The organism is Amycolatopsis sp. NPDC004772, assembly GCF_053601215.1.
Window position 1 is genome coordinate 145,545 of record NZ_JBSGBK010000007.1, and the last position, 26,605, is coordinate 172,149.

30 protein-coding genes, 1 tRNA gene and 1 pseudogene are annotated in these 26,605 nt (G+C 68.3%); 23 read left to right on the forward strand and 9 right to left on the reverse strand.

What is annotated here, in order from left to right; genetic code table 11:
- Window positions 1-18: 18 nt before the first annotated feature.
- The gene (locus ACWEF6_RS07120; RefSeq protein ID WP_449682080.1) at window positions 19-852 is read right to left on the reverse strand and encodes a Scr1 family TA system antitoxin-like transcriptional regulator; all 834 of its coding nucleotides are present in this window, start codon (window positions 850-852) and stop codon (window positions 19-21) included.
- A gap of 481 nt (window positions 853-1,333) precedes the next feature.
- On the opposite strand from ACWEF6_RS07120, the gene ACWEF6_RS07125 reads away from it, so the two are divergent.
- Window positions 1,334-2,359, forward strand: a complete 1,026-nt coding sequence (locus ACWEF6_RS07125; RefSeq protein WP_449682081.1) for a hypothetical protein — start codon at window positions 1,334-1,336, stop codon at window positions 2,357-2,359.
- Window positions 2,360-2,362: 3 nt separating this feature from the next.
- Here ACWEF6_RS07125 and ACWEF6_RS07130 read toward each other — a convergent pair whose 3' ends face one another.
- On the reverse strand, window positions 2,363-3,250 hold the full coding sequence (locus tag ACWEF6_RS07130) for a 1-aminocyclopropane-1-carboxylate deaminase/D-cysteine desulfhydrase (RefSeq protein WP_449682082.1): 888 nt from the start codon (window positions 3,248-3,250) through the stop codon (window positions 2,363-2,365).
- Window positions 3,251-3,364: 114 nt separating this feature from the next.
- Between ACWEF6_RS07130 and ACWEF6_RS07135 the strand changes: the two genes are divergently transcribed.
- Both ACWEF6_RS07135 and ACWEF6_RS07140 read left to right on the forward strand, forming a co-directional pair.
- Window positions 3,365-3,538 (forward strand): hypothetical protein, encoded by a 174-nt coding sequence (locus ACWEF6_RS07135; protein ID WP_206796998.1) that lies wholly within the window; start codon window positions 3,365-3,367, stop codon window positions 3,536-3,538.
- A gap of 218 nt (window positions 3,539-3,756) precedes the next feature.
- Window positions 3,757-4,239 (forward strand): prepilin peptidase, encoded by a 483-nt coding sequence (locus tag ACWEF6_RS07140; protein WP_449682083.1) that lies wholly within the window; start codon window positions 3,757-3,759, stop codon window positions 4,237-4,239.
- Here ACWEF6_RS07140 and ACWEF6_RS07145 read toward each other — a convergent pair.
- Window positions 4,231-4,683, reverse strand: a complete 453-nt coding sequence (locus tag ACWEF6_RS07145; protein WP_206796996.1) for a winged helix-turn-helix transcriptional regulator — start codon at window positions 4,681-4,683, stop codon at window positions 4,231-4,233. The genes ACWEF6_RS07140 and ACWEF6_RS07145 overlap by 9 nt on opposite strands.
- A 152-nt stretch (window positions 4,684-4,835) precedes the next feature.
- Between ACWEF6_RS07145 and ACWEF6_RS07150 the strand changes: the two genes are divergently transcribed.
- The 17 genes from ACWEF6_RS07150 to ACWEF6_RS07230 all read left to right on the forward strand — a co-directional run bounded on the left by ACWEF6_RS07150 (window position 4,836) and on the right by ACWEF6_RS07230 (window position 19,158).
- Window positions 4,836-5,282, forward strand: coding sequence for an XRE family transcriptional regulator (locus ACWEF6_RS07150; RefSeq protein WP_449682084.1), 447 nt, complete (start codon window positions 4,836-4,838; stop codon window positions 5,280-5,282).
- Complete coding sequence (locus tag ACWEF6_RS07155) at window positions 5,279-5,830, forward strand: hypothetical protein (protein WP_449682085.1); 552 nt, start codon at window positions 5,279-5,281, stop codon at window positions 5,828-5,830. Before ACWEF6_RS07150 ends, ACWEF6_RS07155 begins: the two co-directional genes overlap by 4 nt.
- Window positions 5,827-6,951: an MAB_1171c family putative transporter gene (locus ACWEF6_RS07160; RefSeq protein WP_449682086.1), complete on the forward strand. Its 1,125-nt coding sequence runs from the start codon at window positions 5,827-5,829 to the stop codon at window positions 6,949-6,951. Before ACWEF6_RS07155 ends, ACWEF6_RS07160 begins: the two co-directional genes overlap by 4 nt.
- On the forward strand, window positions 6,948-8,144 hold the full coding sequence (locus tag ACWEF6_RS07165) for an FAD-dependent oxidoreductase (RefSeq protein WP_449682087.1): 1,197 nt from the start codon (window positions 6,948-6,950) through the stop codon (window positions 8,142-8,144). Before ACWEF6_RS07160 ends, ACWEF6_RS07165 begins: the two co-directional genes overlap by 4 nt.
- A gap of 520 nt (window positions 8,145-8,664) precedes the next feature.
- Window positions 8,665-9,006, forward strand: coding sequence for a DUF6355 family natural product biosynthesis protein (locus tag ACWEF6_RS07170; protein ID WP_449682088.1), 342 nt, complete (start codon window positions 8,665-8,667; stop codon window positions 9,004-9,006).
- Window positions 9,007-9,101: 95 nt separating this feature from the next.
- On the forward strand, window positions 9,102-9,680 hold the full coding sequence (locus tag ACWEF6_RS07175; RefSeq protein ID WP_449682089.1) for a hypothetical protein: 579 nt from the start codon (window positions 9,102-9,104) through the stop codon (window positions 9,678-9,680).
- Entirely contained in the window at window positions 9,674-10,564 is an 891-nt protein-coding gene (locus ACWEF6_RS07180) for a hypothetical protein (RefSeq protein WP_449682090.1), read from the forward strand. Before ACWEF6_RS07175 ends, ACWEF6_RS07180 begins: the two co-directional genes overlap by 7 nt.
- Window positions 10,561-11,211 (forward strand): SAF domain-containing protein, encoded by a 651-nt coding sequence (locus tag ACWEF6_RS07185; RefSeq protein WP_449682091.1) that lies wholly within the window; start codon window positions 10,561-10,563, stop codon window positions 11,209-11,211. Before ACWEF6_RS07180 ends, ACWEF6_RS07185 begins: the two co-directional genes overlap by 4 nt.
- Complete coding sequence (locus ACWEF6_RS07190) at window positions 11,208-12,014, forward strand: MinD/ParA family ATP-binding protein (protein WP_449682092.1); 807 nt, start codon at window positions 11,208-11,210, stop codon at window positions 12,012-12,014. The genes ACWEF6_RS07185 and ACWEF6_RS07190 overlap by 4 nt, the downstream gene beginning before the upstream one ends.
- A complete protein-coding gene (locus tag ACWEF6_RS07195) occupies window positions 12,004-13,356 on the forward strand; it encodes a CpaF family protein (RefSeq protein ID WP_449682093.1) in 1,353 nt (450 codons plus the stop codon). The genes ACWEF6_RS07190 and ACWEF6_RS07195 overlap by 11 nt, the downstream gene beginning before the upstream one ends.
- Window positions 13,353-14,213, forward strand: a complete 861-nt coding sequence (locus tag ACWEF6_RS07200; protein WP_449682094.1) for a type II secretion system F family protein — start codon at window positions 13,353-13,355, stop codon at window positions 14,211-14,213. The genes ACWEF6_RS07195 and ACWEF6_RS07200 overlap by 4 nt, the downstream gene beginning before the upstream one ends.
- The gene (locus tag ACWEF6_RS07205; RefSeq protein ID WP_449682095.1) at window positions 14,210-15,052 is read left to right on the forward strand and encodes a type II secretion system protein; all 843 of its coding nucleotides are present in this window, start codon (window positions 14,210-14,212) and stop codon (window positions 15,050-15,052) included. Before ACWEF6_RS07200 ends, ACWEF6_RS07205 begins: the two co-directional genes overlap by 4 nt.
- A gap of 13 nt (window positions 15,053-15,065) precedes the next feature.
- Complete coding sequence (locus tag ACWEF6_RS07210) at window positions 15,066-15,260, forward strand: hypothetical protein (protein WP_449682096.1); 195 nt, start codon at window positions 15,066-15,068, stop codon at window positions 15,258-15,260.
- Window positions 15,260-15,631, forward strand: coding sequence for a hypothetical protein (locus ACWEF6_RS07215; protein ID WP_449682097.1), 372 nt, complete (start codon window positions 15,260-15,262; stop codon window positions 15,629-15,631). The genes ACWEF6_RS07210 and ACWEF6_RS07215 overlap by 1 nt, the downstream gene beginning before the upstream one ends.
- Complete coding sequence (locus ACWEF6_RS07220; RefSeq protein ID WP_449682098.1) at window positions 15,628-16,044, forward strand: hypothetical protein; 417 nt, start codon at window positions 15,628-15,630, stop codon at window positions 16,042-16,044. The genes ACWEF6_RS07215 and ACWEF6_RS07220 overlap by 4 nt, the downstream gene beginning before the upstream one ends.
- A complete protein-coding gene (locus tag ACWEF6_RS07225; protein ID WP_449682099.1) occupies window positions 16,041-16,445 on the forward strand; it encodes a pilus assembly protein TadG-related protein in 405 nt (134 codons plus the stop codon). The genes ACWEF6_RS07220 and ACWEF6_RS07225 overlap by 4 nt, the downstream gene beginning before the upstream one ends.
- 10 nt (window positions 16,446-16,455) lie before the next feature.
- On the forward strand, window positions 16,456-19,158 hold the full coding sequence (locus ACWEF6_RS07230) for a BTAD domain-containing putative transcriptional regulator (protein ID WP_449682100.1): 2,703 nt from the start codon (window positions 16,456-16,458) through the stop codon (window positions 19,156-19,158).
- A gap of 575 nt (window positions 19,159-19,733) precedes the next feature.
- Here the strand turns inward: ACWEF6_RS07230 and ACWEF6_RS07235 are convergent.
- Window positions 19,734-20,189, reverse strand: coding sequence for a hypothetical protein (locus ACWEF6_RS07235; RefSeq protein WP_449682101.1), 456 nt, complete (start codon window positions 20,187-20,189; stop codon window positions 19,734-19,736).
- Window positions 20,190-20,348: 159 nt separating this feature from the next.
- Here ACWEF6_RS07235 and ACWEF6_RS07240 point away from each other — a divergent pair.
- A pseudogene (locus ACWEF6_RS07240) lies at window positions 20,349-20,849 on the forward strand (recombinase family protein); the annotation flags it as partial.
- Between the two features lie 623 nt (window positions 20,850-21,472).
- Here the strand turns inward: ACWEF6_RS07240 and ACWEF6_RS07245 are convergent.
- Window positions 21,473-21,546, reverse strand: a tRNA-Leu gene (locus ACWEF6_RS07245).
- A gap of 180 nt (window positions 21,547-21,726) precedes the next feature.
- Between ACWEF6_RS07245 and ACWEF6_RS07250 the strand changes: the two genes are divergently transcribed.
- Together ACWEF6_RS07250 and ACWEF6_RS07255 are read left to right on the forward strand one after the other, a co-directional pair.
- The gene (locus ACWEF6_RS07250; protein WP_086851473.1) at window positions 21,727-22,341 is read left to right on the forward strand and encodes an ANTAR domain-containing response regulator; all 615 of its coding nucleotides are present in this window, start codon (window positions 21,727-21,729) and stop codon (window positions 22,339-22,341) included.
- Window positions 22,342-22,374: 33 nt separating this feature from the next.
- Window positions 22,375-22,905 carry a DUF4352 domain-containing protein gene (locus ACWEF6_RS07255; protein ID WP_449682102.1) on the forward strand — a complete coding sequence of 177 codons (531 nt, stop codon included), beginning with the start codon at window positions 22,375-22,377 and terminating at the stop codon, window positions 22,903-22,905.
- A gap of 45 nt (window positions 22,906-22,950) precedes the next feature.
- On the opposite strand, the gene ACWEF6_RS07260 is transcribed toward ACWEF6_RS07255, so the two are convergent.
- The 4 genes from ACWEF6_RS07260 to ACWEF6_RS07275 are packed head-to-tail and all read right to left on the reverse strand — an operon-like array spanning window position 22,951 to window position 26,546.
- The gene (locus ACWEF6_RS07260; RefSeq protein WP_449682103.1) at window positions 22,951-23,664 is read right to left on the reverse strand and encodes an ABC transporter ATP-binding protein; all 714 of its coding nucleotides are present in this window, start codon (window positions 23,662-23,664) and stop codon (window positions 22,951-22,953) included.
- The gene (locus ACWEF6_RS07265) at window positions 23,654-24,427 is read right to left on the reverse strand and encodes an ABC transporter ATP-binding protein (protein ID WP_449682104.1); all 774 of its coding nucleotides are present in this window, start codon (window positions 24,425-24,427) and stop codon (window positions 23,654-23,656) included. The genes ACWEF6_RS07260 and ACWEF6_RS07265 overlap by 11 nt, the downstream gene beginning before the upstream one ends.
- A complete protein-coding gene (locus tag ACWEF6_RS07270; protein WP_310976711.1) occupies window positions 24,424-25,581 on the reverse strand; it encodes a branched-chain amino acid ABC transporter permease in 1,158 nt (385 codons plus the stop codon). Before ACWEF6_RS07270 ends, ACWEF6_RS07265 begins: the two co-directional genes overlap by 4 nt.
- Entirely contained in the window at window positions 25,578-26,546 is a 969-nt protein-coding gene (locus ACWEF6_RS07275; RefSeq protein WP_086851483.1) for a branched-chain amino acid ABC transporter permease, read from the reverse strand. Before ACWEF6_RS07275 ends, ACWEF6_RS07270 begins: the two co-directional genes overlap by 4 nt.
- Between the last annotated feature and the right edge of the window lie 59 nt (window positions 26,547-26,605).

The window sequence follows — 26,605 nt, forward strand, 5'->3', positions numbered from 1 at the left end:
GCGGGCCGAGGTCGATCATCACGACGCCCGGGCGCGAACCGCGGACATCCAGGCGTCGATCGTTGAGCCGTGGTCGGAAGCGTGTCGTAGGAGAGCCTTTGCCGCCTGGTGGGAGCTGGTTTGCAGTGATGTGCTGGTCAGGTATGCGGTGCAGTGGTCATGCTGGAGAGCGATGGCTATCGGTGTCGTTCCGCTTGCGAAGATCGTGAACGCATCAGTCGGATGCCGGGGCGCCGGTGTCGAGGGGATGATCCGGATGGAGACGTCCCTGCGTTTGCTGACTTCGCGGATGAAGTCGATCTGCTGATCCGCGTGACCAGTCTCCTCGCTGAGCATGCGCAAAGCCTGGTCGCCGAGGAGGAAAACATACTGACGCTCGCCTTGGTCCACCGGGAGCTGGCGGCATCGCCGGTGAAACAGCTCTCGGTCCAGTTTCGTCGTCGGCGTCACGTCGCCGTGGACTGTTGCTTCGAGCCACCTGTGTGTCCGGAGAAAGTCGGGAATGCGGAACGGCGCCCACTCCAGGATGGAAGTCGACAGCTGTTCGTAGATCGCCCACAGGTCGGCGACCGGTGATGTGGACTGATCGATGTAGTTCTTGACGTCGACGTGCTCGGCGACGTTCATCAGCTGTTCGTACTCGGTGGCTTTGACCTGGAGGCAGCCGAGGATGCGCGACACGGTAGTCGGCTTGGCTCGCCTCCCGTTCACTTCCAAGCCGGACAACTTCGACGGATTGATTTCGAGCCGCCGGGCCAGTTCGCGCAGGCCGATACCCTGGCGGTCCCGGACCTCGCGCAGGCCGTTGCTGATCGTAAGTGATGCGGGTGTGCGAATTTCTTGCGCTGTCATGGTGTTTCCTTGTTGGGTTGCCGGTCCCGGTCATGCGGCCGTCGGTACCGCCGGTGTGGCGGGCTCGCAGCTCCGTTCGCGGGTTCGCGGAAGGTGACGCAAGCCGTGGAGGACGCGGCTGAGGAGGACGTAATACGGTTCCTCGGCCATGGCCAGGTCGGCCGCAGTCGGCCATCGCGGAGTGGCCGTCACCGGAGAGCCGACGCGGGTGACTTCCACATGTGAGGTGTTGTCCAACGTCCGGTACCTCCTTAAGGCCTTCGCGGTCGAAGTCGAGTGGGTGTCCACCGACTCGGTCGGGTGATTGCGTAGACCGGTTTGTCGCGATGTCCGAGACCAGAAAACCGCAGATCAGACGACCAAACCACCCAGTTCTACCGTGATCTTGACGGGCAGGATGTCCCTGTTCAACCGGGACATTCCGGGTGACACTTCAGGTCGGATACGGTGCACAGCACCCAGGAGAAGGAGCCTCCACGAGATGCCATCCGCGACGCGCAGCCTGCGGCAGGAGCAGCGGCAATTGGCTGCCGAGCTTCGGGCCCAGTCAAAGACCTGGGTCGAGATCGCGCAAGTGTTCGCCGGGCGCTACCACGTCAACATGCGTGTGGCGCTGCGGCTTGTCCGCGATTGGAGTCAGCGGGACGTTGCCGAGCACTGGAACAAGCGATGGCCCGACGAGCCGAAGACGTTCAAGAACTTCTCGTACTGGGAGTTGTGGCCGGCGGACACCGGGCATGCGCCTTCCCTTGGGGTGCTTCAGAAGATGGCTGCGCTCTACGAATGCAGCGTGGCCGATCTAGTGGCGGACGCTGCCGATTTCCGCGCTGCGGACGACGCGCAGCGGGTACGGCAGCAGCTCGTCGAACTCAAGCCAACGGACGAGGACGGGTTCCAGGAACTCGTGGCCCGGCTCGACGGTATCGACGTACGGGAGCTGGCTCAGATGGCCTCGACGTGGTCTCAATCCGGTGGAAACGCCGTCAGCCGGAGGTCTGTGCTGCTGAAGGTGAGCGCGGCTCTTTCGCTGGCGTCAGCGGGCTGGGCGTTGACGACCGATGCTGCTGCGGCCGATTCGTTGTCCGATGGCGCCGAGTCAGGAACCGACCTGTCCGGGATTTGGCACAGCCAATACAAGTACCCAAGTTCCGGCCGACGCAAGGTGCTCACCGGGGAGCACTACGTTGTGCTGCGTGCGCACGGCGGCCGGCTGGCCGGGCAGAGTTTGCCCCATTCGACCGGCTCGCGCCTTCGGCTGGAGCTCAGCAGGGACATGGCGGTCGCCACCGGCACCTGGCGTGAAGAAACATCACCGACCGGCTACTACAAAGGAGCCTCGTACCACGGCACACTGCAGATGGTGATCGACCCGGCGGGGCGCCGGATGAGCGGGATGTGGCTCGGGTTCGGGCGGGACTTCGCCATCAACAGCGGCGAATGGCGTCTGGAACGGTGCGAGACCGACACCTCGTCGGCCACCCAGCAGGCGTACCACGGCAAGGCATAGCGCCTAGCTCAACACCGCGATGATCCTTGTGCCTGGCGGGAAGTCGCCTGCTTCGGTTCGGGCGAAGATCCCGTACATCATCTTCGCCTCGTAGACCCAGTCGAGGGTGACGCCGTGGCGTTCGCTGAACTCGATGACGAAGTCGTCGAGCACGGCGTTGCGTTTCGCGTAGCCTCCGAAGTGGAAGCCGAGGTCAACTGCCCAGTTCGTGGTGGTCGTTCCGTATGCCTCCCGTTGAAGCCGGCGGACCTCCTCTTCCAGGAACTGCGCGCCTTTGAGGACCGCGAAGCCGAGCGCTCGTTCCGGACCGGACAGGCCGGAGGCGACGCCGGCGAGCGTGCCGCCCGTCCCGGTGGCGCAGCAGATGACGTCGAACTCCGTGGTGATCTCGTCGACCAGTTCGGCAGTGCCGCGCACCGCCAGGCCGTTGCTGCCGCCTTCGGGCAAGACGTAGCACGGGCCGAACTGCCGGGCGAGGGCCGCGAGCACATCGGGCTCGGTCTTGCGGCGATACGTCGTCCTGTCCAGGTAGGTCAGGGTCATGCCGCATTCGACAGCGTGGGCAAGGGATTCGTTGAGTGGCTTGTGCTCCTCGCCCCGGATGACGCCGACCGTCTCAAAACCCCATAGCCGCCCTGCGGCGGCTGTCGCTCGGATGTGGTTCGAGTACGCACCGCCGAAGGTCAGGAGCCTGGTGAAGCCCTGCTCTTGCGCGGCCTGGAGGTTGTAGCGAAGCTTGCGCCACTTGTTGCCGGGTATTTCCGGGTTGATGAGGTCGTCTCGCTTGAGCTGGAGGCGGACGCCGTGGCGTTCGAGCCGTTCGTCCGGCAGCTCGTGAAGCGGCGACGGCAAGCGAGGAAGACCGGTCGTTCCGTCTTCGCCCGAGTTCACGCCCGTCAGCTTAGGGCTTCGAGGAGGCTTGCGAGTGTCATCGAACGCATGTTCTATGCCTCTGATAGGTTCGTCGGAACCCGAGGTCGGGGATCGCTGAGCTGGGAGGTTGCCGTGGCGTGGTTGCTGAGGGAGCGGGCGAGCGGCCGGGAGTGGCGTTTCGGCGACAGCGACCTCGCCTGGGAAGCCGGTGGCTACGACACGGCACGGTTCGAGCTGCACGTTCTCGACGAGGACGTCAGCGGAGCGCCCGACGGCTCGCCCTTGGCCTCGGCCTGTAAGGGCTGACGCGGAGGCGGACCCGCGGTCCGATCCCTACGATGATCATCTCTGGGTCTTACGATCGTGGGGGTGGGTGCCGGATGCTGTGTCTGGCTGTCGGGCTGGCGGTGGGCTTGGCGCTGACGCCCGTGGTCATCCTTCTCGTGCGCCGGGCTGCGGACACGAGGCTGCCGCGTTGGGCCGTAGTCGTGGCCGCTGTATCTGTCCCGGCTGCCGGAGCCGCGGTGGCGGCCTGGGCGCCGGCCACCATCGCCTTCGGAGTGGCCTTCGTGGCGTTGGGCATTCCCGCGGCCGTCGTTGATGCTGTCGAGCACCGTATCCCGGACCGCTTCAGCCTGCCGCTCTGTGGAGCCGTCGTCGTCACCGTCCTCGCGGCCGCGATCGTCGGCAACGACTTCGGGAGCGGCTTGCAGGCCGTCGCCGGCGGCGCGACCTGGGGCGCGGCGTTGTTGCTGTCCTACCTGGTTGCCGGTCAGCCGGGACCGGGCGACGTCAAGCTCGCTCCGAGCGTCGGCATCCTGCTCGGCTGGTTCGGTTGGCCGTGGGTCCTGGGCGGTTTGCTCGCCACGTACGTGCTCACCGCGGTGGCGGGACTGGTCGGCGTGCTACTCCGCAGGTACTCGTTCCGGGAGGGGCAGGTGCCGATGGGGCCGTCCATGATCGCGGTCGCCTTCGCCTGCGGCACGCTTGCCGCGATCTCAGGCTGAGCGGCGGCCGTTCTCCGCATCCGGGCTTCGGCGGTGTCGCGCCTGGTCGACGATGTCCGTGTGCCGGCTGACCCAGTCGGCCAGTGGCTGCATTGCTTCGAGCGCTTCCCGGGTTGCCGGCGCCAGCGAGTAGACGACCGACGGTGGAAAGACGCCCGCTTCCTGGTTGCGGACGATCAGGCGGTCGGCCGTCATCGTCTTCAACGTGCGCGTCAGGACGCTGGCGTGGAGCACGCGCGGGCGTCCCGACCAGTTGTTCGCGGCCGCGGCATCGTTGAGCGAGCCGACCATGTCGAGCAGCTCGGTGTAATGCTTCGGACCGCTCTTCAACGCCAGCAGGATCGCTGTCATCCAGTCGCCGCCGAAGAGCTGCTTCGCGTCGTGCAGCTTGCGCAGGCGCTCGGCGTCCTCGGCGGTGATCGCCTGTGTGCTCGGTCGAGTCATCGTTCCCTCCCCGGTTCGATCACCCCAGGCAGTTGATCTTAAGTTTCCGCAGGTCGTGTCTCAACTATCGGACAGGTGTTCACCTGATCGGGTCTTAATCTGAGTTAAGAGGCCTGTTGGGCGGTAGTTTCGAGGGGAGCTGAGGAGGGGTGATGGCCGAACGCGGGCGTGACTTCGCGGACAAGCTCAACCACCTGTTCGCCGTCACGAAATCGCCGGAGGGCGACGAGTACAGCAACGACTTCGCCGCGGACTCGATCACGGTCGCCGGCACGAAGATCTCCGGCACGTACATCTGGCAGCTGCGCAAGCGGAAGCGGGACAACCCGACGATCAAGCACGTCGAGGGGCTGGCCAGGTTCTTCGGTGTGCCGGTCAACTACTTTTTCGACGACGACGTGACCGATCGCGTCGACCAGCAGCTCCACGAGCTGGCGGCGGAGCAGGAACGCCTCAAGGCGAACGCCGGGGACCAGGAAGCGCAGCGGATCGCGATGCGGGCCGGGGAGCTGACGCCGGATCGTCGTCAGCTGGTCATGGACCTGCTCGACGTCGTCTACCGCGACCAGCAGGCAGCGCGGGAGCGAGGGGAGCGGTGAACGAGCGGCTGCTGCGCCGCCGGTGCCGGCGGCTGCTGAAGGACCTGGACATCCGGCCTCCGCTGGACGTCGTCGAGCTGTGCCGCCGCCTCGGTGAACGCCGCGGCAAGCCGATCCGCCTGCTTGCCCACTCCATCCCGGTGCCCGGCCCGTTTGGCGTGTGGATCAGCACCCGCCCGGCGGACTACATCCTGTACCAGCAGGAAACCAGCCGACCGCACCAGAACCACATCATCCTGCACGAACTTGGCCACCTGCTGGCTGGCCACGAGAGCGATCCGTGCGACGACGAACTCCTCGCCGAGCTCTACCCGGACATGTCGCCGGACAGCCTGCGCCAGCGCTACCCCGATCTGGAGCCGGACGCCGTTCGCCGGGCGCTGCGGCGCACCTCCTACGACACCGACCAGGAACGCGAGGCCGAAACCACGGCGACGATCATCCTGGAGTGGGCATCGGTCCTCGACCAGGTCGGTGCCCGCGGAAGATCGAGCGGCGCCGCCCGGGAGATGGGGGCCGCTCTCGAAGGCCGGTTGGGGTGGCTGTGACACCTCTGGTCCTCGCGTACGGGATCACGTCGGCCGCCTTGCTGCTGTGGCTGGCCGGGAGGTTGGCGCGGAACCCGCGGAACGCCGCCCTGCGCGCCGTGACGGTATTCGTGGCGTGCCTGGCCGTGGCGTTCCCGTTCGGCGCCGCGGCCAACAAGGGGGCCCACGTGCTGGGGCTGCCGCCGATGATCGCGCGCCTGATCCAGCACGGCCTTCTGCTGGTCGGCGTGTACAGCCTCGTGTGCTTCTTCCTGTTCTCGGCACGGGAGCGCGCGGTCGCCCGGCGACGGGCCGGCTGGTACGCGGTCCTGCTGCTGGTGGCCGAGATTGTGCTTCTCGTCGCCGCGCTGGCGACACCGGCGTCCGCCCGGACCAACGACCAGTCGGTGCCCAGCGTGGCGGTCTTCTTCATTGCCGCCGACGTCTTCATGGCGCTCGGCTTTGCCACGGCGGCGTTCTGGGCTTGGCGGTACGCGCGCGAAGCGGGCGGCAGGCTGGCTCGGGGACTGCGGATCGCGGCCGTCGGCCTGGTCGCGATTGTGCTGGCGAACTGTGTCTTCGTGCCCGCGATCGTGCTGGGCTTGATCTACCGCGTCGGGGTCGCTGATCGCGGCGGATCCTCCGGGACGGTGGCGGGCGCGATCGCCGTCACCTTTCTGCTGATGCCGGGCGTTCTGCTGTTCCTGGCGGGAGTCAGCTATCCCGCCGTGGTGACGAGGGTGGGTGCGGTGCGGGTCTGGTGGCGGCACCGCCGCGGCTATCGGCAGCTCGCGCCACTGTGGACGGTGCTGCACGCGCAGTTTCCCGACGACGCGCTCGATCGGGTGCCGGCCGCGCCGTGGCGTGACGCGCTCCGTCTACGCGGCACGCATCGCCGGTATTACCGCCGGGTCGTCGAGTGCCGCGACGGGTTGGTGCGTATCAGCCCGTACCTGGCACAGGCCGACAGCGCCGTGGACCTGCCGAGCCGTCTGCAGCAGGCCCTCGCCGCCCACGCGGCCGGTAAGCCTGCTTCGGCCAAGGCGGTCCCGGTCGCACTGCCTGACGGCGACGGCCTGGACGCCGACGTTCGCGAGCTGGTGCAGCTGGCCCGGGGCTTGGAGACGAGGGGAGCGGGATGACCAAGGCGCTGATCATCGGCGGAGGTATCGCGGGGCCGGTCGCGGCCATGGCCCTGCAGAAGGCGGGCATCGACTCCGTCGTCTACGAGGCTTACGAGACGGGCGCGGACGACGTCGGCGCGTTCATGACGATCATGAACAACGGCTTCGACGCTCTGCACGCGATCGACGCCGACAAGCCAGTGCTGCAGGCGTCCTTCCCCGCCGATCGCGCGTTCTTCTGGAGCGGCTCGGGCAACAAGCTCGGCGAAGCACCCATCGGCGGCGGCACCGCCGGTGCGTACGGGCCGCACACGATCAAGCGGGCCGAGCTGTACCGGGTGCTGCACGAGGAAGCCACCCGGCGCGGGATCCAGATCGAGCACGGCGAGCGCCTCGATGACGTCGACGCCAACCTCGACCACGGCGTGGCGGCGATTTTCGCGGACGGCACCCGCCGCGAAGGCGACCTGCTGATCGGCGCCGACGGCATCCATTCGGCCACCCGAGTCCTCATCGATCCGGAGGCGCCCGAGCCGCGCTACACCGGAACCGTCGTGCTGTGCGGCTACGCCAGGCAGGCGCCGGTCGACCCGGTGCCCGGGGTGTACCGGATGATCTACGGCAAGCGCGTCTTCTTCGCGTATACGACCGCGCCGGACGGCGAGACGTGGTGGTTCGTCAACCTGCCGCGCCCGGAGCCGTCCAAGGCAGAGCTGGCGGCGACGTCGCTGGAGGAGTGGAAGCGGCAGGCGACCGCGCTGCTCCGCCGGGATCGGTCGCCGGCGGCGGCGATCGTCGAGGCGTCGGAGCAGATCCGCGCGAGCAACGGCTACGACATCGCCTCCACGCCACGGTGGCACGCCGGACGGATGATCGTGATCGGCGACGCCGCCCACGCCGCGGCGCCGAACGCCGGCCACGGCGCGTCGATGGCCATGGAAGACGCCGTCATTCTGGCCAAATGCCTGCGCGACCTGCGCGAACCGGCCGTGGCGTTCCGGGCCTACGAGCAGCAGCGTCGGGAGCGAGTTGAACGTTTGGTGGCGACCAGCGCGAAGATGGGCGGCACGGCAACCCCCGGACCGATCAAGCGGATCATCCGCGACATGGCGATCTCCAAGCGGCTCAAGAGCGGACCGCGCAACACGGCGGCGTGGCTGACCCAGTACCACATCGACTGGGATCTGGCGGTGTCGCAGCCTTCACCATGACATCCTGGGGGCATGCTCTTCCGGCGCAAGCTCAAGCGGCAACGTGCGTACCTCTCCGCTGTCGCTGATCGCATCTGCGCGAAACGGCAGCGTTTTGAAGGAAGAGTTCTCGGGCGGTAGGGGGCCCAACGGGCCGCTCACCTTGGGGGTCATCACCCTTCGGAACGGCGAAAGTGCGGAGGTTCTCCGGACCCAGATAGACGCCGCTGTCGCTGCTGGTTACGCCGAACCGCCGAGACGCCAGGCTTTCAACGGTGCCGGGTTCGTGCGCAACCCCGGGCTGCCCATGTTGACCGTCGAAACGTTTGCGGCCGGAACGGTGATCCCGCACCACGGTCAAGTTCCGCCGGGACAGACCGGCGTCGTGGTGAGCCCTGATGGACTAGTCGACTGTCGAGTGAATTCGACGGAACTTCGCATGCGTACTTGAAAGTCCGTGTCATGCGCCGTTTGCAGTGCGTGGGACCGCGGCCTGTAAACCGGATTCATAGCAACAACATGGATCGGTTTGGAGGTCATAATGACGAACTCGAAACACCTTCGCCTGGCGGGACGGTTCGCTGCAACGGGCTCGATCGTGATCGCCATGCTCGGTGCCGCGTTGACGCCGGCCGCGGACGCAGCTGTCCACATCGGTCTGGAAGGGACGTGCGGTTACCAGGGCTGGGGCGAGTACCGGCATTGCGACGGCGGCACCGGTTCCACTGTCATGCTTGACGTCCGAGACGTCTGGGGCAACCTCTACCGCTACTGCGTGGGGCCAGGCCTCACCGATCTCCAGCCGGTCATCAGATGGCGCGTCACTGGCGCCTGGTGGAACGGCGGCGTGGGCTGTTCGCCCGGCTACTACGGGCCGGTGTGAAGCACACATTCGAGTGAACAGAACTGCGACGGCTCACGTCGTCGCGCTTGCCCGGTTTGATGAACCGGATCACCGGTCGTCAGGAAGGTTGAACAATGGTGCAAAGCTGGTTCTCGATTGCGGCGCTCATTCTCGTATCGGCGGGTTTGGCGAGTTGCGCAGGAAACCCGCCGGAGACGGCGCCGACCGCATCGCCTTCCGCGGTTTCGCTGCCGCCGGGTTCGAAGACCGCCCGGCCCGAGGATGAAGCCGCGGACGCTGCGCTGGCGGCCTACGAGCTCTACTGGCAGATCAGCGAGCAGGCCGGGCACGCGCCCCGCCAGAAGGACTGGCGGCCCGAGCTGGCGAAGGCCATGGCCGACCCGGCCTTGACCGACTACGTGAACGAGGTCGCCAACCTCGCCTCCGTCCCGGCACACACTGCCGGCCGGTACGGGCGCGCCCCGAAGGTGACGTCGGTGTCCCTCGGCCAGCCGCCGCGGGTGGTCGTCACCGACTGCCTCGATGCCACCGATGAGCACCTCGTGAGCGACAAGGCCGGCGAGTCCGGCCGAAACCTCGACAACCCCGACCAGCCGCGGCGGTACGAGTTCGAAGCGCAGATCGTTCGCTACCCGAACCCCGACCGCTGGCTGGTGCAGCAAGTCCAACCACGCCTGGAGAAACCATGCTGAAAGGAAGCTGCCTCCTGGCCGCCGGCCTGGTCGCCGCCGCTTTGCCCGCGACGGCGTACGGCCAGACCGGTCCCGGAGGATGCAAGTCGGCCGGCACCCGCGGGATGTGCTGGGTCGAGGCCACCGACCCCGGACGCCCGGGCCGCCCACCCGGCGGTGTCCCGCAGCGCGGGAGCGGTCCGGGCCAGCAGGCCGGCGGCCACGCCGCGGGAACGCCGCAGTTCGCCTGCGTCGACCAGCCGTGGACGCCTCCGCCCGTCGGCGACCCGCTGTGGGGAGGCCACTCGCCGTCCCAAGGCTCGTTGAAGCTGCTGATCTGCCAGGGCGGCGGAGCCCTGCGGGGCTGGCCGCGGGTCGTCTTCGCGCCGAACGGACAACCCGTCGTCGTTCCCCAGGTGTCACCCGCCGAGCTGGCCGAACAGGCCATCTCGGAGATGGGGTTGTCGGCTCCGGACATCCGGCTCGCACCCCCGGCGGACTCCCCGCGCGGTGCGACGATCGGCTTCCCGGTCTGGATGTGGACCGCCCGCCGCGAGTCCACCATCGGTCCGATCACGCGGACCGCGAGCGCCGGCTCGATCACCGTGACCGCCACGGCGACCTTGGCCAAGATCGACTGGTCCATGGGCGATGGAGCAATCGCCACCTGCGCCGGGCCGGGCACCGAGTTCAGCGATGATCGGGCTGGGCAGCCGTCGCCGACCTGCGGTCACGTCTATCGCGGCCTCGTCGCCGGGGGAGTGGCCGGGATCAACGCGACGAGCCGCTGGGAGATCCGCTGGTCCGGCGGCGGCCAGAGCGCGTTCCGGACGATGGCGCTGACCTCGTCGGCCCGCCTGCCCGTCCGCGAGATCCGCACGCTGAACATCCAGGGCCTGCGATGACCACGCGGGTGCAGCAGTTGCGTGGAGTGCCCGACACCCCGCCACCGGCGCCGGTTCCGCTCCGGCCGCCGCGCCGTCGCCGGTCGAAGCTGCTCGTTCTGTCCGGCGTGGTGTTGTCCGCGCTCTCGGCCACCGGTGTCGTGTGGGTTTTCCGCGCGACCGACGACGCGGTGGCCGCGGTCGGCGTGGCCCGGCCAGTCCGGTACGGCGAGACCATCACCGCCGAGGCGTTGCGCGAAGTCCAGGTCCGGCCCGATCCCGGAGTCCGTCCGCTGCCCTGGGATCAGCGGTTCGACGTCGTCGGTCGGACGTCACCGACCGATCTGCGGCCGGGCGAGATCGTGACGCCCGACGCGGTGTCGGACTCAGTCACGGTGCCCGGTGCCGGACAGCAGCTGATCGGCGTGCCGGTGAAGCCCGGGCAGTTGCCCGGGGCGCCGTTGCAACCCCGCCAGCCGATCCTTCTCGTACCCGCTGGTGCCGAGGTGTGGCCGCCCGTCCGCGGCGCGGTGATCAGCGTGAGCGACCGCGACGCCACTTCGACGCAGGTGGTGGACGTCGTCGTGCCGGACGCGAGCGGTGTTCAGCTGGCCTCTCGGGCCTCGGCCGGCGGTGTCGCGATCGTCGTGCTGCCGAAGGGCCGGTGATTGACGTGCTGATCTCCTTCGTCTCGGTCAACGGCAGCCCGGGAGTCTCGACGGCTGCGCTGGCGCTGACCTGGGCCTGGCCGCGCCATGCGGTGGTTGCCGAGTGCGACGCGACCGGCGGGCGTGCGCTCGGCGTGTTCGACCCGGACGGCAGCCACGGCCGGACCGGCGTGTTCGAGCTGATGCTGCAGGCGCGGAACATGCCGCTGCACCGGGCGATGTCGAGCCAGCTGCTCGTCCTGCCGGACGGCACCGGCCGTCACCACCTGCTGGCCGGCGTGAGTTCGCCGCGGGAGGCCGACAGCCTGGACTGGCGGCGGCTCACCTCGCTGTTCCTGGATCTGGAGACGGTCGATGTCCTGGCCGACTGCGGCCGGTTCCGCAGCCGCGCCACACCGGCCGCGGTGCTGTCCGAGGCCGACCTCGTCGTGGCGGTCGTGCGCAATTGCCGCGGCTCGCTGCAGAGCTTCGCGAAGGCCGTGGACGTCCTCCGCGAGGAGCACGGCGTCTTCGACAACGAAGGGCTCGTGGTCCTCATCGCCGACCCGGACCCGCGGATCCATCAGCGCTTCCCGCACGGCGAGATCGGGAAGGAACTCGGCCTGCGCGTCGTCGGAGCGCTGCCCTGGGACCCGCGCACCGCGGCCCAGTTCACCGACCTGCACCGGCCCAGCCGGAAGTTCGAGACGTCGCCGCTATTGACCCACGCACGTCGGGCCGCGGACGAGATCGGCCGCCGCGCGATGGAGCGCATGAGCTGGCTGCGAAAGCCACCGCCGGTGGTGAACGGCCATGTCCGTTGACGTCGCCGCGCTCGCGGGCATCGACGAGGTCGTCGACCGGGTACAGCAACGGCTGGCCCCGCTCGTGCAGCAGCAGATCGCCGCCGGGGAGAGCGACGAGCGCGCGGTCGCGGAAATCCTGCTCGACGACGTCCTCGCCACGGTGATCAAGGAGTGGGCCGGCTCCGGCCGGCCGTTCCTCGACTTCGAGCAAGAGCTGGCGGTCCGGGCGGCCGTGCTGGCCGAGATGTTCGGCCTTGGCCGGCTCGAGGCGCTGCTGGCCGACGACGAGGTCGAGAACATCGACATCATCGGCAGCGACCCGGTGTGGCTGTCCTACCACGACGGCCGCGTCGGCCGGGCCCCGCGGATCGCTGCGACCGACCAAGCTGTCGTCCAGTGGCTGCAGCGGATCGCCGCCCGGATGGGCCGCAACGAGCACACGATCAACGACGCCCGGCCGCTGCTCAACATGGAGCTCCCAGGCGGCGAACGGCTGGCCGCGGCGATCGGCGTCACCGACCGGCCGCACATCTCGATCCGCCGGCACCGGCTGCCGACCGCGGGCCTGGAAGCGCTGCGGCAGCGCGGCATGCTCTCGACCGCTCAGCTGGCGCTGCTGCGGGCGGCGGTCCGGGCGGAGAAGAACATCGTCATCTGCGGCCGGCAGAAGGCCGGGAAGACGACGCTGCTGCGCGCACTGTGCTGGGAGGTGCCGCCCACCGAGCGCTTCGCGACGCTGGAGACCGAGTTCGAGCTCGGCCTGCACCGTCACCGCGACCGGTTCCCCGCGGTGGTCGCCTTCGAGGAGCGGGAGGGCAACACCGAGCGCTGGGAGAACGGCCGGCCGGTCGGAGGCGTCGATCTTCCGCGGCTGGTGTGGCAGTCGCTGCGGATGCACACCGCGCGCACGGTCGTCGGCGAAGTCCGCGGGGGCGAGATCGTCCCGATGCTCAACGCGCTCGCCGCCGGCGGGGCCGGGTCGCTGTCCACCCTGCACGCGCGCAGCGCCGCGCAGGCCATCCACCGCATGGTCCTGCTCTGCCTGGAGACCAACGCGGCATGGACACCCGAATTTGCCTACGAGGTCGTCGCCAACACCATCGACCTGATCGTCCACGTCGACCTCGTCCACGAGCCCGGTCGTCTCGATCGCCACGTTGCCGAAGTCGTCGCGGTCGAGCCGGGGGAGTACGGCCGCCCGGCCAAGACCTTCCTCTTCGCCCCGGCGGAGGGCCGGCGTTCTGAGCCGACAGGGAACCTGCCGACCGACATCGCGGACTACGAGCGCGGCGGCTTCGACCGCAGCTGGCTGACGAGCAGCGGCGACGGCGGCTGGCTGACCGATCGGAGCCCGCGATGACCGAGTTCGTCCTGACGCTGGCCGGCGCAGGTGTCGGCCTGGGTCTCACCCTGGCTGTCCTCGGCATCCACGGCCTGGAGCCGAACGACGTGCCGGCGTTCCGGCGCGGCCGGCGGTTCCTCAACTGGTGGTCGGCCCGGCGACGCAGCTCGGCACGATGGGCGGTGGCTTGCGGTGCGGGTGCGCTGGTCTGGCTGGTCAGCAGCTGGCCGGTCGCCGGTCTTGCCATCGCCGCGGCCGGTGTCTTCCTGCCGTGGCTGTTCGGCGCAGGCAAGCTCGCCAATGAGCGGATCGAGCGGCTGGAGGCGCTCGAGGACTGGCTGCGACGCCTCGCCGACGTCCTACGCGCGGGCAATGCCGGTCTCGTCGGAGCCCTGCAGAGTTCCGCTCACGACGCGCCGCCCGCGATCAGCCCCGAGGTCACAACGCTGGGGCAGCGCCTCCGCACCTGGGACATCGCCGACGCCCTCCTGCAGTTCGCCGACGACCTCGACGACCAGATCGGCGACGCCGCCGCAGCCGGCCTCTGCGTCGCCCACCGGCAAGGCACCGGCACCGCCGAACTCCTGACCACCCTGGCCCGCCAGATCGCCGCCGACGTCGCGGCACGCCGCGACGCGGAGGCCGAACGGGCCAGGAGGCGGTCCGCCGCCCGGATCCTGCTCGGGCTCTGGGCCGTGATGTTTGTCGGCTTCGCCGCCTTCGGCAGCGAAAGCTACACGTCGGTGTACAGCTCGGTCGGCGGGCAGTTGGTGCTCGCCGTGGTACTGGGCATCGTCGGCGTCGCGGTGGTGTGGCTGCGCCGGCTCGGCGTCGAGCCCCCGGCGCCGCGGTTCCTTCCCCGGGAACGGCCATGAACACCGAAGCGGCCCTAATCTTCCTGGCGATCACCGCGGCGATCGGCGTGACACTGATCGTGGCAGCCTTCGTGCCGACGCGGCCGCGGCTTGCCGACGTGCTGCACGAGACCCCGCAGGGATTGCGCCACGGTCTCGTCGCGCGTGCGGATCGGATGAAGCTCATCGCGAAACCCGCTGATCTGGCGCTGGTCGGGCAGTCCCGGGAGTCCTTTGTGGTCCAGCGGATCGGCTTACTGCTCCTCGGAGCCCTATGGATCCCGGTCCTGAACATCGTCCTGGCGTTGGTCGGCGCTGCACTGCCGATCGTGCTGACTGGCGCGGCGTCCGTTGGCTGCGCCCTGCTCGGCTGGCAGCTGCCGGTGATCGTGCTGAAGAGCAAGGTCAAGCACGCCCAGGCAGCGTTCGCCGGCGCACTGGCGGCCTATTGCAGGCTCGTCGCGCTGGGACGGCTCGGCGACCGCGGGCCGGTCGAGGCGTTGCGCTACCCGGCCACGCTCGGCTCGGGCTGGGCGTTCCGGCGGATCAAGCTGGCCATCGACGAAGCCACCCTGCGCGGCCGGATGCCGTGGGACGGCTTCACCGAGCTGGCCGAGGACACCGGCGTCCGCGAGCTGAAGGACATCGGGCACATCATCGCCAGCGCCGGCCAAGACGGCGCCGGCATCGTCGACACCCTCCGCGCCAAGGCCGCCGCTCTGGACGAGAAGCAGCTCGCCGACCGCAAGACCGGCTCGTCGGTCCGCTCGGACCGCATGGACATGCCCGTCGCCCTGCTTGGGCTGGCGTTCATCGCCTTCCTCGCGTTCCCCGGCCTCTACCTGATGCTCCACACCTGAGAGGAGAAAGATCATGCTCGGCAAGATCACGTTCTGGTGGTTTCACATCCAGGGACGCCTGAGCCAGTTCGCCGACGAGGGCGAACGCGGCGACGAGAACATCACCAAGGCCTTCTACGCGGCGCTCGGGATCACCGTCGCCACGCTGATCGGCGCCGGGATCACGGCCTTCGTCAACGGCAAGCTCCCGCTGATCGGCGGCCACTGATGCTGGCCGGTGAGCGCGGCGACGACAACGTCGCCGCGGCCATCATCTTCAGCGCCGTCCTGCTGATCGCCTGGGCAATCCTGCAGGTCGCCGTCGTGCTGCTCGGCCGCGGCGTCGCGCTCGAAGCCGCCCGCGACGGCGTCCACGCGGCCCGGCTCCCACCGGTGGACACCGCGGCCGCCGCCTTGGTAGCGGCTGGCTACGTCACCCGAGCCACGGGCTCATGGCTGGACGACGTCGCCGCGCACGCCGAGACCGACGGACGCAACGTATCGGTGACGGTCACCGGGGAAGCCGTGTCCCTGGTGCCGTTCGCGCAGTTCCCGATCAGCCAGACCTCGTCCGGCCCGATCGAGGAGCTGCGGCCATGAAGCCGTCCGAGCGGGGCGACATCACCATCGAAGCGGTGGTCGGAGTTGTCGCTCTTTTCCTGATCTTCCAACTGGGCCTGGTCGGGCTTCGCGTGCTTGTAGCTGATGCGGCCATCGACGAGGCAGCCCGAGCAGCAAGTCGGGCAGCATCGATCGCTCACGACGGCCAGGCGGCAGCGATCACGGCAGACCGGCGCGCCCGCGCGGTGCTAGCTGAACAGAAGTTGACGTGCAGCAGCCTGAACGTGAACGTGGACGCCCGTGACTTCGCCAAGTCACTTGGCGAGACCGGATACGTCATCGCCACCGTGACCTGCGTGGTGCCTCTCGTCGACCTCGTTCCGGGGATCGGCTCGAAGACGCTCCGGTCGGAGTTCCGCTCGCCGATCGACCGGTACGGAGCCCGATCATGAGGTCACTGCAGGGCGAACGCGGCTCGGCATCAGTGCTGATCCTCGGCTTGACCATCGCGGTGCTGGTTGGTGTCGGGTTCGCCGTCGACGGCACCCGCAAAGGCCAGGCCTACTCCCAAGCCAGGTCGATTGCCGAGGAAGCAGCGCGCGCCGGCGGCCAAGCGTTGAAAACCCGCGAGCTGGCCGTAGGCACCGACGCGGACGTGGATCCGCAGCTGGCCGTGGTCGAGGCACAGCGCTACCTCAACGCGTTCGGGGCAAGCGGGACGGCGCGCTGGGCCGACGGCCGCGTCGTCGTCGAAACCACGATCACCCGGCCGACCATCTTCCTCGGCTCGATCGGCATCTCCGAGTTCACGGTCCACGGAAGCGGAACGGCGGTCGTGGTTTCCGCAGGTTAGGAGGAGCGCGATGCGAACGACTGCGAGGCTGCTCGTCGGCGTTGCCGCGCTGATCGCGATCAGCGTGGTCCCGCCCATGGCGCTGTGGCACCTCCGGTCCGTGTACCTGCCCGACCACATGCCGTCGGCGTCCGAGGTCGTCACGTGGCTGGCGAGCGAGGACTCCGGCCAGCTCTTCCTGCTGCTGTTGGTCGGCGCGGGCTTCGTCGCCTGGCTCCAGTTGGTGGTCGCGATCGCGCTGGAAGTGGTTGCCCGGCTCCGCGGTGCCACTGTCCCACGGCTTCCCGGCTTCGCGTGGGCACAGCACATCGCGGCGGCCCTGTTACTCCTCGTACTAACCGGCACAGCGGCCGAAGCTACGGAGCTGGCCGCCGAGGGAACACCGCCCACGCACGTGGTCGTCCCCGGCGACAGCCTGACGAAGATCGCCGCCGCGGAACTCGGAAATGCGGCGCGCTACAGGGAGGTCTTCGATCTCAACCGCGGGGTCCGCCAGCCTGACGGCCGCGCCCTACAAGACCCCAGCCTGCTACGGCCCGGCTGGGTTCTCCAACTGCCGGACGATCCCGACTGCGAAGAGGTCATCGTGCGTCCGGGCCAGACGTTGACCCAGATCGCCCGCGAACGGCTGGGCGACGCAGGCCGCTACCACGAGATCTTCGACCTCAACCGCGGACGACCTCAGCCGACCGGACACCTGCTGGACGATCCCGACGCAATCCACCCCGGCGACGTTCTACGCATACCGCGCCCGCCGAAGCCTGCCGCAGGTGGCGGCGGGGCGACGGCCGCCGCAGTGTTCGCCCGCGTCCCCGAGTCCTGTCAGCCGGCCGAACCACCTTCTCCGCCGCCTCAAACCGTCGAACCGCCGAAGCCGACTGGCGGTGAAACTCCGACCCCGACCAGCCAGCCCCCGAAGACCGTGACGCCGACCGCCGATGCAGACGATGGATCATCGGTCGTGCTGACGAGCGTCGGTGGTGTCCTCGCCGCCGGCCTGCTCACCCTGCTGGTGATCCGGCGACGCCGCGCACAGCGGCGCCGCCGTCCCGGACACCGCATCCACATCAAAGAGTCTGGCCCGTTTGAACACGTTCTCCATTCAGCCGCGCATCCGGTCACTGTGGAGGACCTGGCCCGGGCGCTGCAAACGCTTGCGGGACACGTTGGAGACGACTTGCCGAAGCTCCGAGCCGTGAAGATCGGGGCAGAGGGCATCACGCTTCGGCTCGCCGTGAAGAGCAAGCCGATCGAGCCGTTCGTCAAGTCAGGGCAGACAGAGTGGCGCCTGGACTCGACTGAGAATCTCGACGGCGTCGACGTCCCGCCGCCGTACCCGGCATTGGTGTCCCTCGGGCACACGCAGAAGCGCGACCTCGTCCTGATTGACTTGCGAGAAGTGGGCGTCCTTACCCTCGGTGGCGACTGCGAGGCGATCGAGCCTGTCCTGCTCGCTATGGCTTGGGACCTCGCCGCGGCTCCATGGACCGCTCGGACACAGATCACGCTGGTCGCCGTGGGAAGGACCTCGGCCGAGGCCCACCCGGATCGACTCCGGTTCACATCAGGCTGGGATGAAGCCATCGAGTCATTCGAGCCCGAACCGGACCGGCCTCAGGTGCTGCTGTCGGCCATCCCGCTGACCGGCGACGTCGTGCAACGCCTTCAGCCCCTTCGCCTGGACGCCGTCGTGGCAGCTCACGACGAAGACGTCGTGCTGCCCGGTGCGTGGCATCTCGACGTGACGAACCGGTTCACAGCGGTAGAGGTCTTGGACGAGGACATCGAGCTGCAGAGGCTTTCACCGGTTCAGGTCAGCGAACTCGTATCGGCCCTCGCCGAGGCGGATGAGCCCAAGCAGGTACTGCACCACGAGTTCCGAGGCGTCCCGCCGGAGGAAAAGGGTGTGCCAGAGCCGCACCAGGCTCGCGAGCCGGCGAGGCCGGTCGTGATGCGTCCCGCAGTGGCAGCAATGCCTTCCCTCCAGATGTTGGGTCCGGTGCGGCTGCACGGAGCCGACCCGCAAGCCGTGGAGGGCAAGAAGCTCAACCGCCTGACCGAGCTGGCCGCGTTCCTTGCCCTGCACCCTGGCGTGACAGCCGACGAGATCTCCCGCCAGCTCGGGATGGAAACCCAACCGTGGTCCGCGGCGACCCGGCAGGGCTACATCTCCCGCCTCCGCACCTGGCTCGGGCGGGACGAGAAGGACGAGCTGTACGTGCCGAACGTCGATGCCCGTCACGGCGGCTACCGGATGTCGGACTCGTTCACCTTCGACTGGCGCATCTTCCGAGACTTGGCTCGCCGTGGTCTCGCCGACCGAGACAGCGCGGTCTCGGACCTGCAGCAAGCTCTCGACCTGGTGCGGGGGACCCCGTTCGGCAACGTCCCGGCCGGCAGGTACGCGTGGAGCTCGTGGCACCAGCGGGAGATGATCGATGCGATCGTCGATGTCGCTCACACCCTTGCTGACGCCTACCAGAAGGCCGGCGACCTCCCCGCGGCACGCCGGGCAGCCATGCGCGGGCTGCTTGCCGAGCCGGTGAGCGAGATCCTTTACCGAGACTTGCTCCGCATCGAGTACCGCGCGGGCAATCTCGCAGCCGTTCGCCAGACGGCCGACAAGCTCGCCGCCCTCGCGGCCTCACTCGAGTTGGAGCTCGATGGGGAAACCAGCGCTCTGGTGAGCACGCTGCTGGCCGACCGGTCGTAGCGAGCAGGTATTCAGGCGAACCGCTGGTGAATTGTCGACCACGTCTTTTCGCGTGTCTCGCTCAAAGGAAATCCCTGACGTGGCTCGAGACACGTGAACCGAAGTCGTGCCTGTCTCGCCCCGGTCTCGCGAACGGTCTCGGTGGTCGAAGTGGCAGTCTCGGCAGGGGAATCGGGCCCTGAACACGTCGTGGTGACGGAAATGGCATGGCGCCAGAGTGGTCCTACTTGGTGTTACGATCAGGATCGTTCCCGCGGGGAGAAATGTCATTTCTCTGGCCGCGTTGAGCTTGTCGGTAGGGCAAGCGCTGAAGGATTGCGCGCCCGGCTTGCTCGCGCCTCGGCAGATCTTCTTCGTTGGGCTGCTGACGCCTCGTCCGCTGAACCCGCCAAGGATGCCTGATCGTCATGAATTCACCCAACCGTGTGATCGTCAACCCTCCTGCTCCAGGGCGGCCCGGTTTTGGCCAACCCCTCCGGCCCGGTGTCTCGGGGCCATCGGGACTGTCCGACCACGCGGTCTCGCCCCTGGGTATGCCCCTGGCCCTGCTCCGAGACGAGGTCCGTGTCGCCTTCCTAGGGCGAACCTCCACAGAGGAGCAACAGGACCCCCGCCAGTCGATCCTGCGCCAGCTGGGCAACTCCAAGACCGCCTTGCCCGAATCCTGGGTCATCGTCGCGCACTTCTACGACGTCGAGTCCGGGCGAATGGAGCTGGACCGGCGAGGCCGCGGCGACCACTACGACCGCTTCGACATCCCGATCGCCCGCGACGGCGGCATCGCCGACCTGCTGGCCGAGGCTGCGAGACCGGACCGCCGGTTCGACGTCGTCATCTGCGAGAGCATCGCGCGAGTCGCGCGTCGGGCCTATGAGGGACTCTCGGTCGAGCGAGACCTCGAGCGGTGCGAGGTCTCGCTGTTCGCCGCGAACGAGACCATCAGCGTCTCGGGCAGCCGAGCCCAGCGGATCCTGCAGCGCCGGATCAACCAGTCCGTCGCCGAGTACGAGGTCCTGAACACCCTCGAACAATCCTGGGGAGGCACCTGCACCCACGTCCGCGAGGGATGGAACATCGGCAAGCCCTGCTACGGCTACAAGGCCAAGACCTTCCGGCATCCGAACCCGGCGAAGGCCGCGAAGGGCATTACGAAGACTCGCCTCGAACCCGACGGCGCGCGGAGCGAGACTGTGACCCAGATCGCTTCCTGGGCCTACTACGACTGCTTGGGTGGCGACGCGATCGCCACGCTCCTCAATCGGGACTTGGCGAACCACCCGCCGCCCGTGCCGCCGGGACCGGAGCGAGCGCGCGGGGCGTGGAGCCGGTCCAGCGTCTACGACATCCTCCGCAACCCCAAGTACACCGGCTACCAGGTCTACAACCGCCGCGCCACGCGGTCACGCCACGGCAAGGTCAACGACCCGGTGAAGTGGGTCTGGTCGCTTGAGCCCGCCCACGAGCCACTGATCCCGAAGTGGATGTACGACGAGCTCACGGCCCGCAGACAAGCCAAGAAGGGCTCTCGCGCCGGCGGTGACCGCAATGTCCACCCCCAGACCAAGCGGACCTACCTGTTCCGCGGGATGATCTTCTGCTCGTGCGGGAGACGGATGATCGGCGTACCGCGGCACGGCAAGTCGTACTACCTGTGCCGGCCGAGCAACACGAACCGAGGTCGGCCGGACAAGTACCTCGGTCACGAGAAGGCGCTGTACTTCCGTGAGGATGCCGTCCTTGATGCCGTCTCCAGGTTCTTCGCCGACCGCGTGTTCGGCTCGGACCGCCGGGCGATTCTCGAGACCGAGCTGGCGGGCGTCGATGACCAGGCCGATCGCGATCGAGAGGCGGAGGCTCAGAGGCTGGCCAAGGCCCTCGACGAGCTCACCAAGAAGCAGAACTCCATTCTGCAGCAGGCCGCCGACGGTGACCCTGATGACCCGTTCACGAAGGCCCTCAGGGGCCGCTACAACGAGCTGGAACAACAACGAGCGGGTGCGGCGAGTGCGCTGGCCGACCTCAAACAGGCCGGCGGAGCCACAGCCGCCAAGCCGACAGCTGAGGACAAGGGGCTGATCGATGCGCTCCCGTACCTGGCCCTGAACCTGGCGAAGGCGCCGGAGCGGCTGCTGAGGACGCTCTTCGAGGCCACACAGCTGACCATCCGGATTGACGCCGGCGGCGATCGTGCGACACTGGAGATCACACTTCCCGAAGATCAGCTGCCGGACATCGCCGGCGCAGCGGAAAGGATCACCGAGGAGATGCTCTCGCAAGGAACGCCCAGCGGGCGGCCTTGTGAGGTTGCTGTTCGTGCCCCCGGTGAGATTCGAACTCACACTGGACGGGTTTTGAATCCGTTGCCTCTGCCAGTTGGGCTACGGGGGCGTGACGTCGTGACTCTACGGGATCACCGCACCCTGCCCGCCGCCGGGGGCGGCCTCGCCGAAGCGGTCAGCGTCACTACGTGGTGAACGCCATCTCTTCTTCTGGATCGTTCCCGGTAGGCTTCAGGTTCGCGGAACGCCGCGAGATGTCAACACCCGCCGAGTCTTCAGGAGGACCCCGGTGACCGATCAGGCTACCGAGGCCAATGGTGCCGACACCGTGCCGCAGCGTCGGGTGCTCGTTGCGGAAGACGAGGCCCTGATCCGGCTCGACCTCGTCGAAATGCTGCGTGAAGAGGGCTACGAGGTCGTCGGCGAGGCCGGGGATGGGGAACAGGCCATCTCCCTCGCCACCGATCTGAAGCCCGATCTCGTGATCCTCGACGTCAAGATGCCCAAGCTCGACGGCATCGAGGCCGCCGCCAAGATCACCGGGGACCGGATCGCGCCCGTGGTCATCCTCACCGCCTTCAGCCAGCGGGATCTCGTCGAACGCGCGCGGGATGCCGGGACCATGGCCTACCTCGTCAAGCCCTTCGCCAAGCGGGACCTCGTGCCCGCCATCGAGCTCGCCGTCAGCCGGTTCTCCGAGCTGCAGGCCCTCGAGGCCGAGGTCGCCGGGCTCACCGACCGGCTCGAGACGCGGAAGGTCATCGACCGCGCCAAGGGCCTGCTCATGAGCCGCCAGGGGCTGACCGAGCCCGATGCCTTCCGGTGGATCCAGCGGACCGCCATGGACCGGCGGACCACCATGAAGGCCGTGGCCGAGGCCGTCGTCGAGAGCATCGGGAGCTAGCCGGACGGGCGGCCGGCAGGCAGAATCACCCTGGTGAAACTCCGCCTGCTGGCCGTCGTCGTCCTCCTCCTGAGCGCCGCAGGCTGCCAGGCCGAACAGCCCAGCGCGCCCGCGCCGGCGACCTACGAGCTGCCGCCGCGGCAGGTGCGGCCCGACGAGACCGCCCTCAAGCTGCCGCCCGCCAAGAACGGTGACACCGAGTTCACCCTCCTCGGCCTCGCCGCCGGGCTGCCCAGCATCACCGGGAGTCACACCGAGTTCCCCGCGAAGGGCCAGTTCGTGCGGGTGCGGCTCGTCGTGACCAACACCGGCACCTCCAGCGTCCTGTTCGACACCGGGCGCCAGCTGCTGGTCGACGACCAGGGGACCGCTCACCCGCCGGAAGAGCAGGCCATGATCATCAAGCGCCAGCCGCGGCAGTTCGACCTCGGGCACGGCGTGCGCGTCGAGTTCGATCTCTACTGGGACATCCCCAAGGACCGGAAGCCGGTCGCGGTCCGGGCCTTCGGTGGCCCGAGCATCGCCGACATGAAGAACCTCACCGGCACCGACATCAAGCTGTGAAAAAGGGGCCCGGCACCGAAGTGCCGGGCCCCCGGAAAAGGACCCTCAGACGCCGAGGTCGCCACCGAGGTAGGCGGCCCGGACCTGCGGGTCGTCCAGCAGGTCGGCCCCGCGGGCGCTCTTGACCACCTGACCGGTCTCGAGCACGTACGCCCGGTCGGACAGCTTCAGCGCCTGCTGGGCGTTCTGCTCGACCAGCAGCACCGTCGTGCCGCGCTTGTTGATCTCCCGGATGATGTCGAAGATCTGCGCGATCAGCATCGGCGCCAGGCCCATCGACGGCTCGTCGAGCAGCAGCACCTTCGGCTTCGTCATCAGCGCGCGGCCGATGGCGATCATCTGCTGCTCGCCGCCCGACATCGTGCCGCCGAACTGCGTCCGGCGCTCGTTCAGCCGGGGGAACAGCTCGTAGACCTCGTCGAGGTCGGCCTGGAGGTCGTCCTTGCGGGTGTAGGCACCCATCAGGAGGTTCTCCTGCACCGTCATGCCCGGGAACACGCCCCGGCCTTCCGGCGACTGGCCGATCCCGAGCAGCACGCGCTTGTGCCCCGGGGTCTTCGAGATGTCCTGGCCGTTGAACAAGATCCGCCCGCTGGTGAGCGGCCGCAGCCCGGAGATCGTCTTGAGCGTCGTGGTCTTGCCGGCGCCGTTGGCCCCGATCAGCGACACGATCTCGCCCTCGTCGACCTGGATGCTCATGCCCTTGAGGGCAGCGATCTTGCCGTAGTGGACGTTGATGTTGTCGACCTCAAGAAGCATCTTCAGCCACCCCCAGGTACGCCTCGATCACCTTCTGGTTGGTCTGCACTTCCTGAGGGAGCCCTTCCGCGATCTTCTGCCCGAAGTCGAGCACCGCCAGCCGGTCGCTGATGTGCATGACCAGGCCCATGTCGTGCTCGATGAGCAGCACGGTGCGGCCGTCGTCCCGGATCTTGCGGATCAGTTCCTGCAGAGCGTTCTTCTCCGCCGGGTTCATGCCCGCGGCCGGCTCGTCGAGCAGCAGCAGCTTCGGGTCGGTGGCGAGCGCCCGCGCGATCTCCAGCCGGCGCTGGTCGCCGTAGGAGAGGTTCTTCGCGGTCTCGTGCTCCACCTTGCCGATGCCGACGAACTCGAGCAGTTCACGCGCCCGCTCGCGGCCGCGCTTCTCCTCCTTGCGGTGCCACGGCAGGCCGAGCACCGCGCCGATCGCGCCGGTCTTGTGGTGCGCGTCCGCGCCGACCATGACGTTCTCGATCGCCGACATGTTGTGGAACAGCCGGATGTTCTGGAACGTCCGGGCGATGCCGCGCTTGGTGACCTGGAAGCGCTTCATGCCGTCGATGCGGTCGCCGTCGAAGCGCACCTGGCCCTCGGTCGGCTGGTAGACGCCGGTGACCACGTTGAACACCGTGGTCTTGCCCGCGCCGTTCGGGCCGATCAGCGCGAAGATCTCGCCTTCGTTGATGGAGACGTTCACCTCGCGCAGGGCGGTCACACCGCCGAAGCGCATGGTGATGTTGTCGAACTCGAGCAAGGGGGTCACTTGGCCACCTCCGCCTGGACCTCGGTGTCCGGACCCGCCACTTCGCCACCGAGCGAGCCCATGCCGCCGGTGCCTTCCCGTAGCTCGGCTTTTCGTTGTCGTGAAGGCAGGATGCCTTCGGGTCGCAGCGCCATCATCGCCACCAGGACCGCGCCGAACAGCAGGATCCGGAACTCCGCCGGGTCCTTGTCGCCGAGCAGGTGCTTCAGCCACTCGACGGACCGGAGGCGCTCGGGGATCCAGGCCACCAGGAAGGCGCCGAGGATGACGCCCGGCAGGTTGCCCGCGCCGCCCAGCACGACCGCGGCGAGGATCGTCGCGGACAGGATGAACGGGAAGTTGTCCGGGGCGATGAAGACGGCCTTGCTGGCGTAGATGCCGCCCGCGAAGCCACCGATCATCGCGCCGATCGCGAAGGCGAGCAGCTTGAACTTGAACGTCGGCACGCCCATGAGCTCGGCGGCGTCCTCGTCCTCGCGGATCGCGGCCCACGCGCGCCCGACGCGGCTCTTCTGCAGCCGCACCGAGAACACGATCACCAGCACGATCGCGACCAGGATCAGGTAGTAGTACGGCGCCGGGTCGAGCAGGAACTCCATGCCGAAGATCGGCGACGGGTGCGGGATGTTGGTGATCCCGCGGGCGCCGCCGATGCCGTCGGTGTTCTGCGCCGTGATCCGGACGATCTCGCCGAACCCGAGGGTGACGATGGCCAGGTAGTCACCGCGCAGCCGCAGGGTGGGGGCGCCGAGGATGACGCCCGACACGGCGGCGAGCACGATCCCGACCAGGATCGTGGGCCACACGTTCCAGCCGAACTTCGTGCCGAAGATCGCCACGGTGTAGGCGCCGATCGCGAAGAACGCCACGAACCCGAGGTCCAGCATGCCGGCCAGGCCGACCACGATGTTCAGGCCGATCGCCAGCAGGATGTAGGTCCCGATCGGGAAGATCAGGACGCTCGTCCAGTCCGAGGCCGGCGACATGAACGAGCCGATCCAGGGGGCCGGGAGGATCAGCGCGAACACGATCAGGGCGATGTAGACGAGGTACCGCTGCCAGATCGGAGCGTGCTGCCACCAGTCCCGCGCGCCGTTCACCGGCTGGAACGAGCGGCGAGTGTTTTCCTTGGTACTCACACCGTCGCCTTTCACGCGCGAGCTCGCTGGAGGGATTCACCGAGGATGCCGGTGGGGCGGAACATGAGCACGAGCACGAGCACGACGAACGCCGTGACGTCCTTCCACTCGGAACCGAGGAAGATCGCGCTCCAGTTCTCGACGAGGCCGAGCACGATGCCGCCGAGGAGCGCGCCGCGCAGGTTGCCGATACCGCCGAGCACGGCCGCGGTGAACGCCTTGATGCCGAGCACGAAACCGACGCGGTAACCGGTGTTCTCGAGTTCCATCAGGTACAGCGCGGAGGCCACACCGGCCATCGCACCGCCCAGCAGGAAGGTGATCCGCACGATGCGGTCGATCGAGACGCCCATCAGCACGGCGGCCTCGGGGTCCTGGGCGGTCGCCCGGATGCCGCGGCCGATGCGGGTGCGCCGCACCAGCTGGTCCAGCACCACCATGACGATGACCGCGCCGATGATGACCAGGACCTGGTCGGTGCGGACGACGGCGTTGCCGACCGGGAACAGCGTGTCGCGGTCGACGAACCGGGGTGCGTTCTGCGGGACACGGCCCGACTTTTCGAAGACGTTGGGGATGATCACCAGCGCGAAGAGCTCCTGCAGGAAGATCGACGCGCCGATCGCGGAGATCAGGGCCGCGAGCTTCGAGGAACCGCGCTTGCGCAGCGGCCGGTAGGCGACCTGCTCCAGCACGACCGCGGAACCGCCGGACACGACCGCGGAGGCGAGCATGAGCGCGAGCAGGAGAAGGATCATCGCGCCCAGGCCCACCACGATGTTGCCGGAGGTGGCGATGCTGGCCAGGATGAACAGGGACGTCATCGTCCCGATCATGAAGATTTCGGAGTGGGCGAAGTTGATCAGCCGCAGGACGCCGTAGACCATTGTGTAGCCGAGGGCGACGAGGGCGTAGATGGAGCCGAGAACCAGTCCGCCGATGGTGCTGCCGAGGAACTGGTCTTGCAGGGTCTGCAACATGACGTGAGCGCCTTACGAGACAGGGCGAGGACAGGGATACGGGCCGGGAGCGGAGGTGC

Excerpts from the sequence above, each read along its gene's own strand:
- ACWEF6_RS07225 (WP_449682099.1), top strand. The coding sequence starts at position 16,041 with ATGAGGTCACTGCAGGGCGAACGCGGCTCGGCATCAGTGCTGATCCTC.
- ACWEF6_RS07165 (WP_449682087.1), top strand. The coding sequence starts at position 6,948 with ATGACCAAGGCGCTGATCATCGGCGGAGGTATCGCGGGGCCGGTCGCG.
- ACWEF6_RS07125 (WP_449682081.1), top strand. The coding sequence starts at position 1,334 with ATGCCATCCGCGACGCGCAGCCTGCGGCAGGAGCAGCGGCAATTGGCT.
- ACWEF6_RS07230 (WP_449682100.1), top strand. The coding sequence starts at position 16,456 with ATGCGAACGACTGCGAGGCTGCTCGTCGGCGTTGCCGCGCTGATCGCG.
- ACWEF6_RS07275 (WP_086851483.1), bottom strand. The coding sequence starts at position 26,546 with ATGTTGCAGACCCTGCAAGACCAGTTCCTCGGCAGCACCATCGGCGGA.
- ACWEF6_RS07260 (WP_449682103.1), bottom strand. The coding sequence starts at position 23,664 with ATGCTTCTTGAGGTCGACAACATCAACGTCCACTACGGCAAGATCGCT.
- ACWEF6_RS07120 (WP_449682080.1), bottom strand. The coding sequence starts at position 852 with ATGACAGCGCAAGAAATTCGCACACCCGCATCACTTACGATCAGCAAC.
- ACWEF6_RS07210 (WP_449682096.1), top strand. The coding sequence starts at position 15,066 with ATGCTCGGCAAGATCACGTTCTGGTGGTTTCACATCCAGGGACGCCTG.
- ACWEF6_RS07185 (WP_449682091.1), top strand. The coding sequence starts at position 10,561 with ATGACCACGCGGGTGCAGCAGTTGCGTGGAGTGCCCGACACCCCGCCA.
- ACWEF6_RS07205 (WP_449682095.1), top strand. The coding sequence starts at position 14,210 with ATGAACACCGAAGCGGCCCTAATCTTCCTGGCGATCACCGCGGCGATC.
- ACWEF6_RS07200 (WP_449682094.1), top strand. The coding sequence starts at position 13,353 with ATGACCGAGTTCGTCCTGACGCTGGCCGGCGCAGGTGTCGGCCTGGGT.
- ACWEF6_RS07195 (WP_449682093.1), top strand. The coding sequence starts at position 12,004 with ATGTCCGTTGACGTCGCCGCGCTCGCGGGCATCGACGAGGTCGTCGAC.
- ACWEF6_RS07150 (WP_449682084.1), top strand. The coding sequence starts at position 4,836 with ATGGCCGAACGCGGGCGTGACTTCGCGGACAAGCTCAACCACCTGTTC.
- ACWEF6_RS07145 (WP_206796996.1), bottom strand. The coding sequence starts at position 4,683 with ATGACTCGACCGAGCACACAGGCGATCACCGCCGAGGACGCCGAGCGC.
- ACWEF6_RS07215 (WP_449682097.1), top strand. The coding sequence starts at position 15,260 with ATGCTGGCCGGTGAGCGCGGCGACGACAACGTCGCCGCGGCCATCATC.
- ACWEF6_RS07175 (WP_449682089.1), top strand. The coding sequence starts at position 9,102 with ATGGTGCAAAGCTGGTTCTCGATTGCGGCGCTCATTCTCGTATCGGCG.
- ACWEF6_RS07220 (WP_449682098.1), top strand. The coding sequence starts at position 15,628 with ATGAAGCCGTCCGAGCGGGGCGACATCACCATCGAAGCGGTGGTCGGA.
- ACWEF6_RS07180 (WP_449682090.1), top strand. The coding sequence starts at position 9,674 with ATGCTGAAAGGAAGCTGCCTCCTGGCCGCCGGCCTGGTCGCCGCCGCT.
- ACWEF6_RS07170 (WP_449682088.1), top strand. The coding sequence starts at position 8,665 with ATGACGAACTCGAAACACCTTCGCCTGGCGGGACGGTTCGCTGCAACG.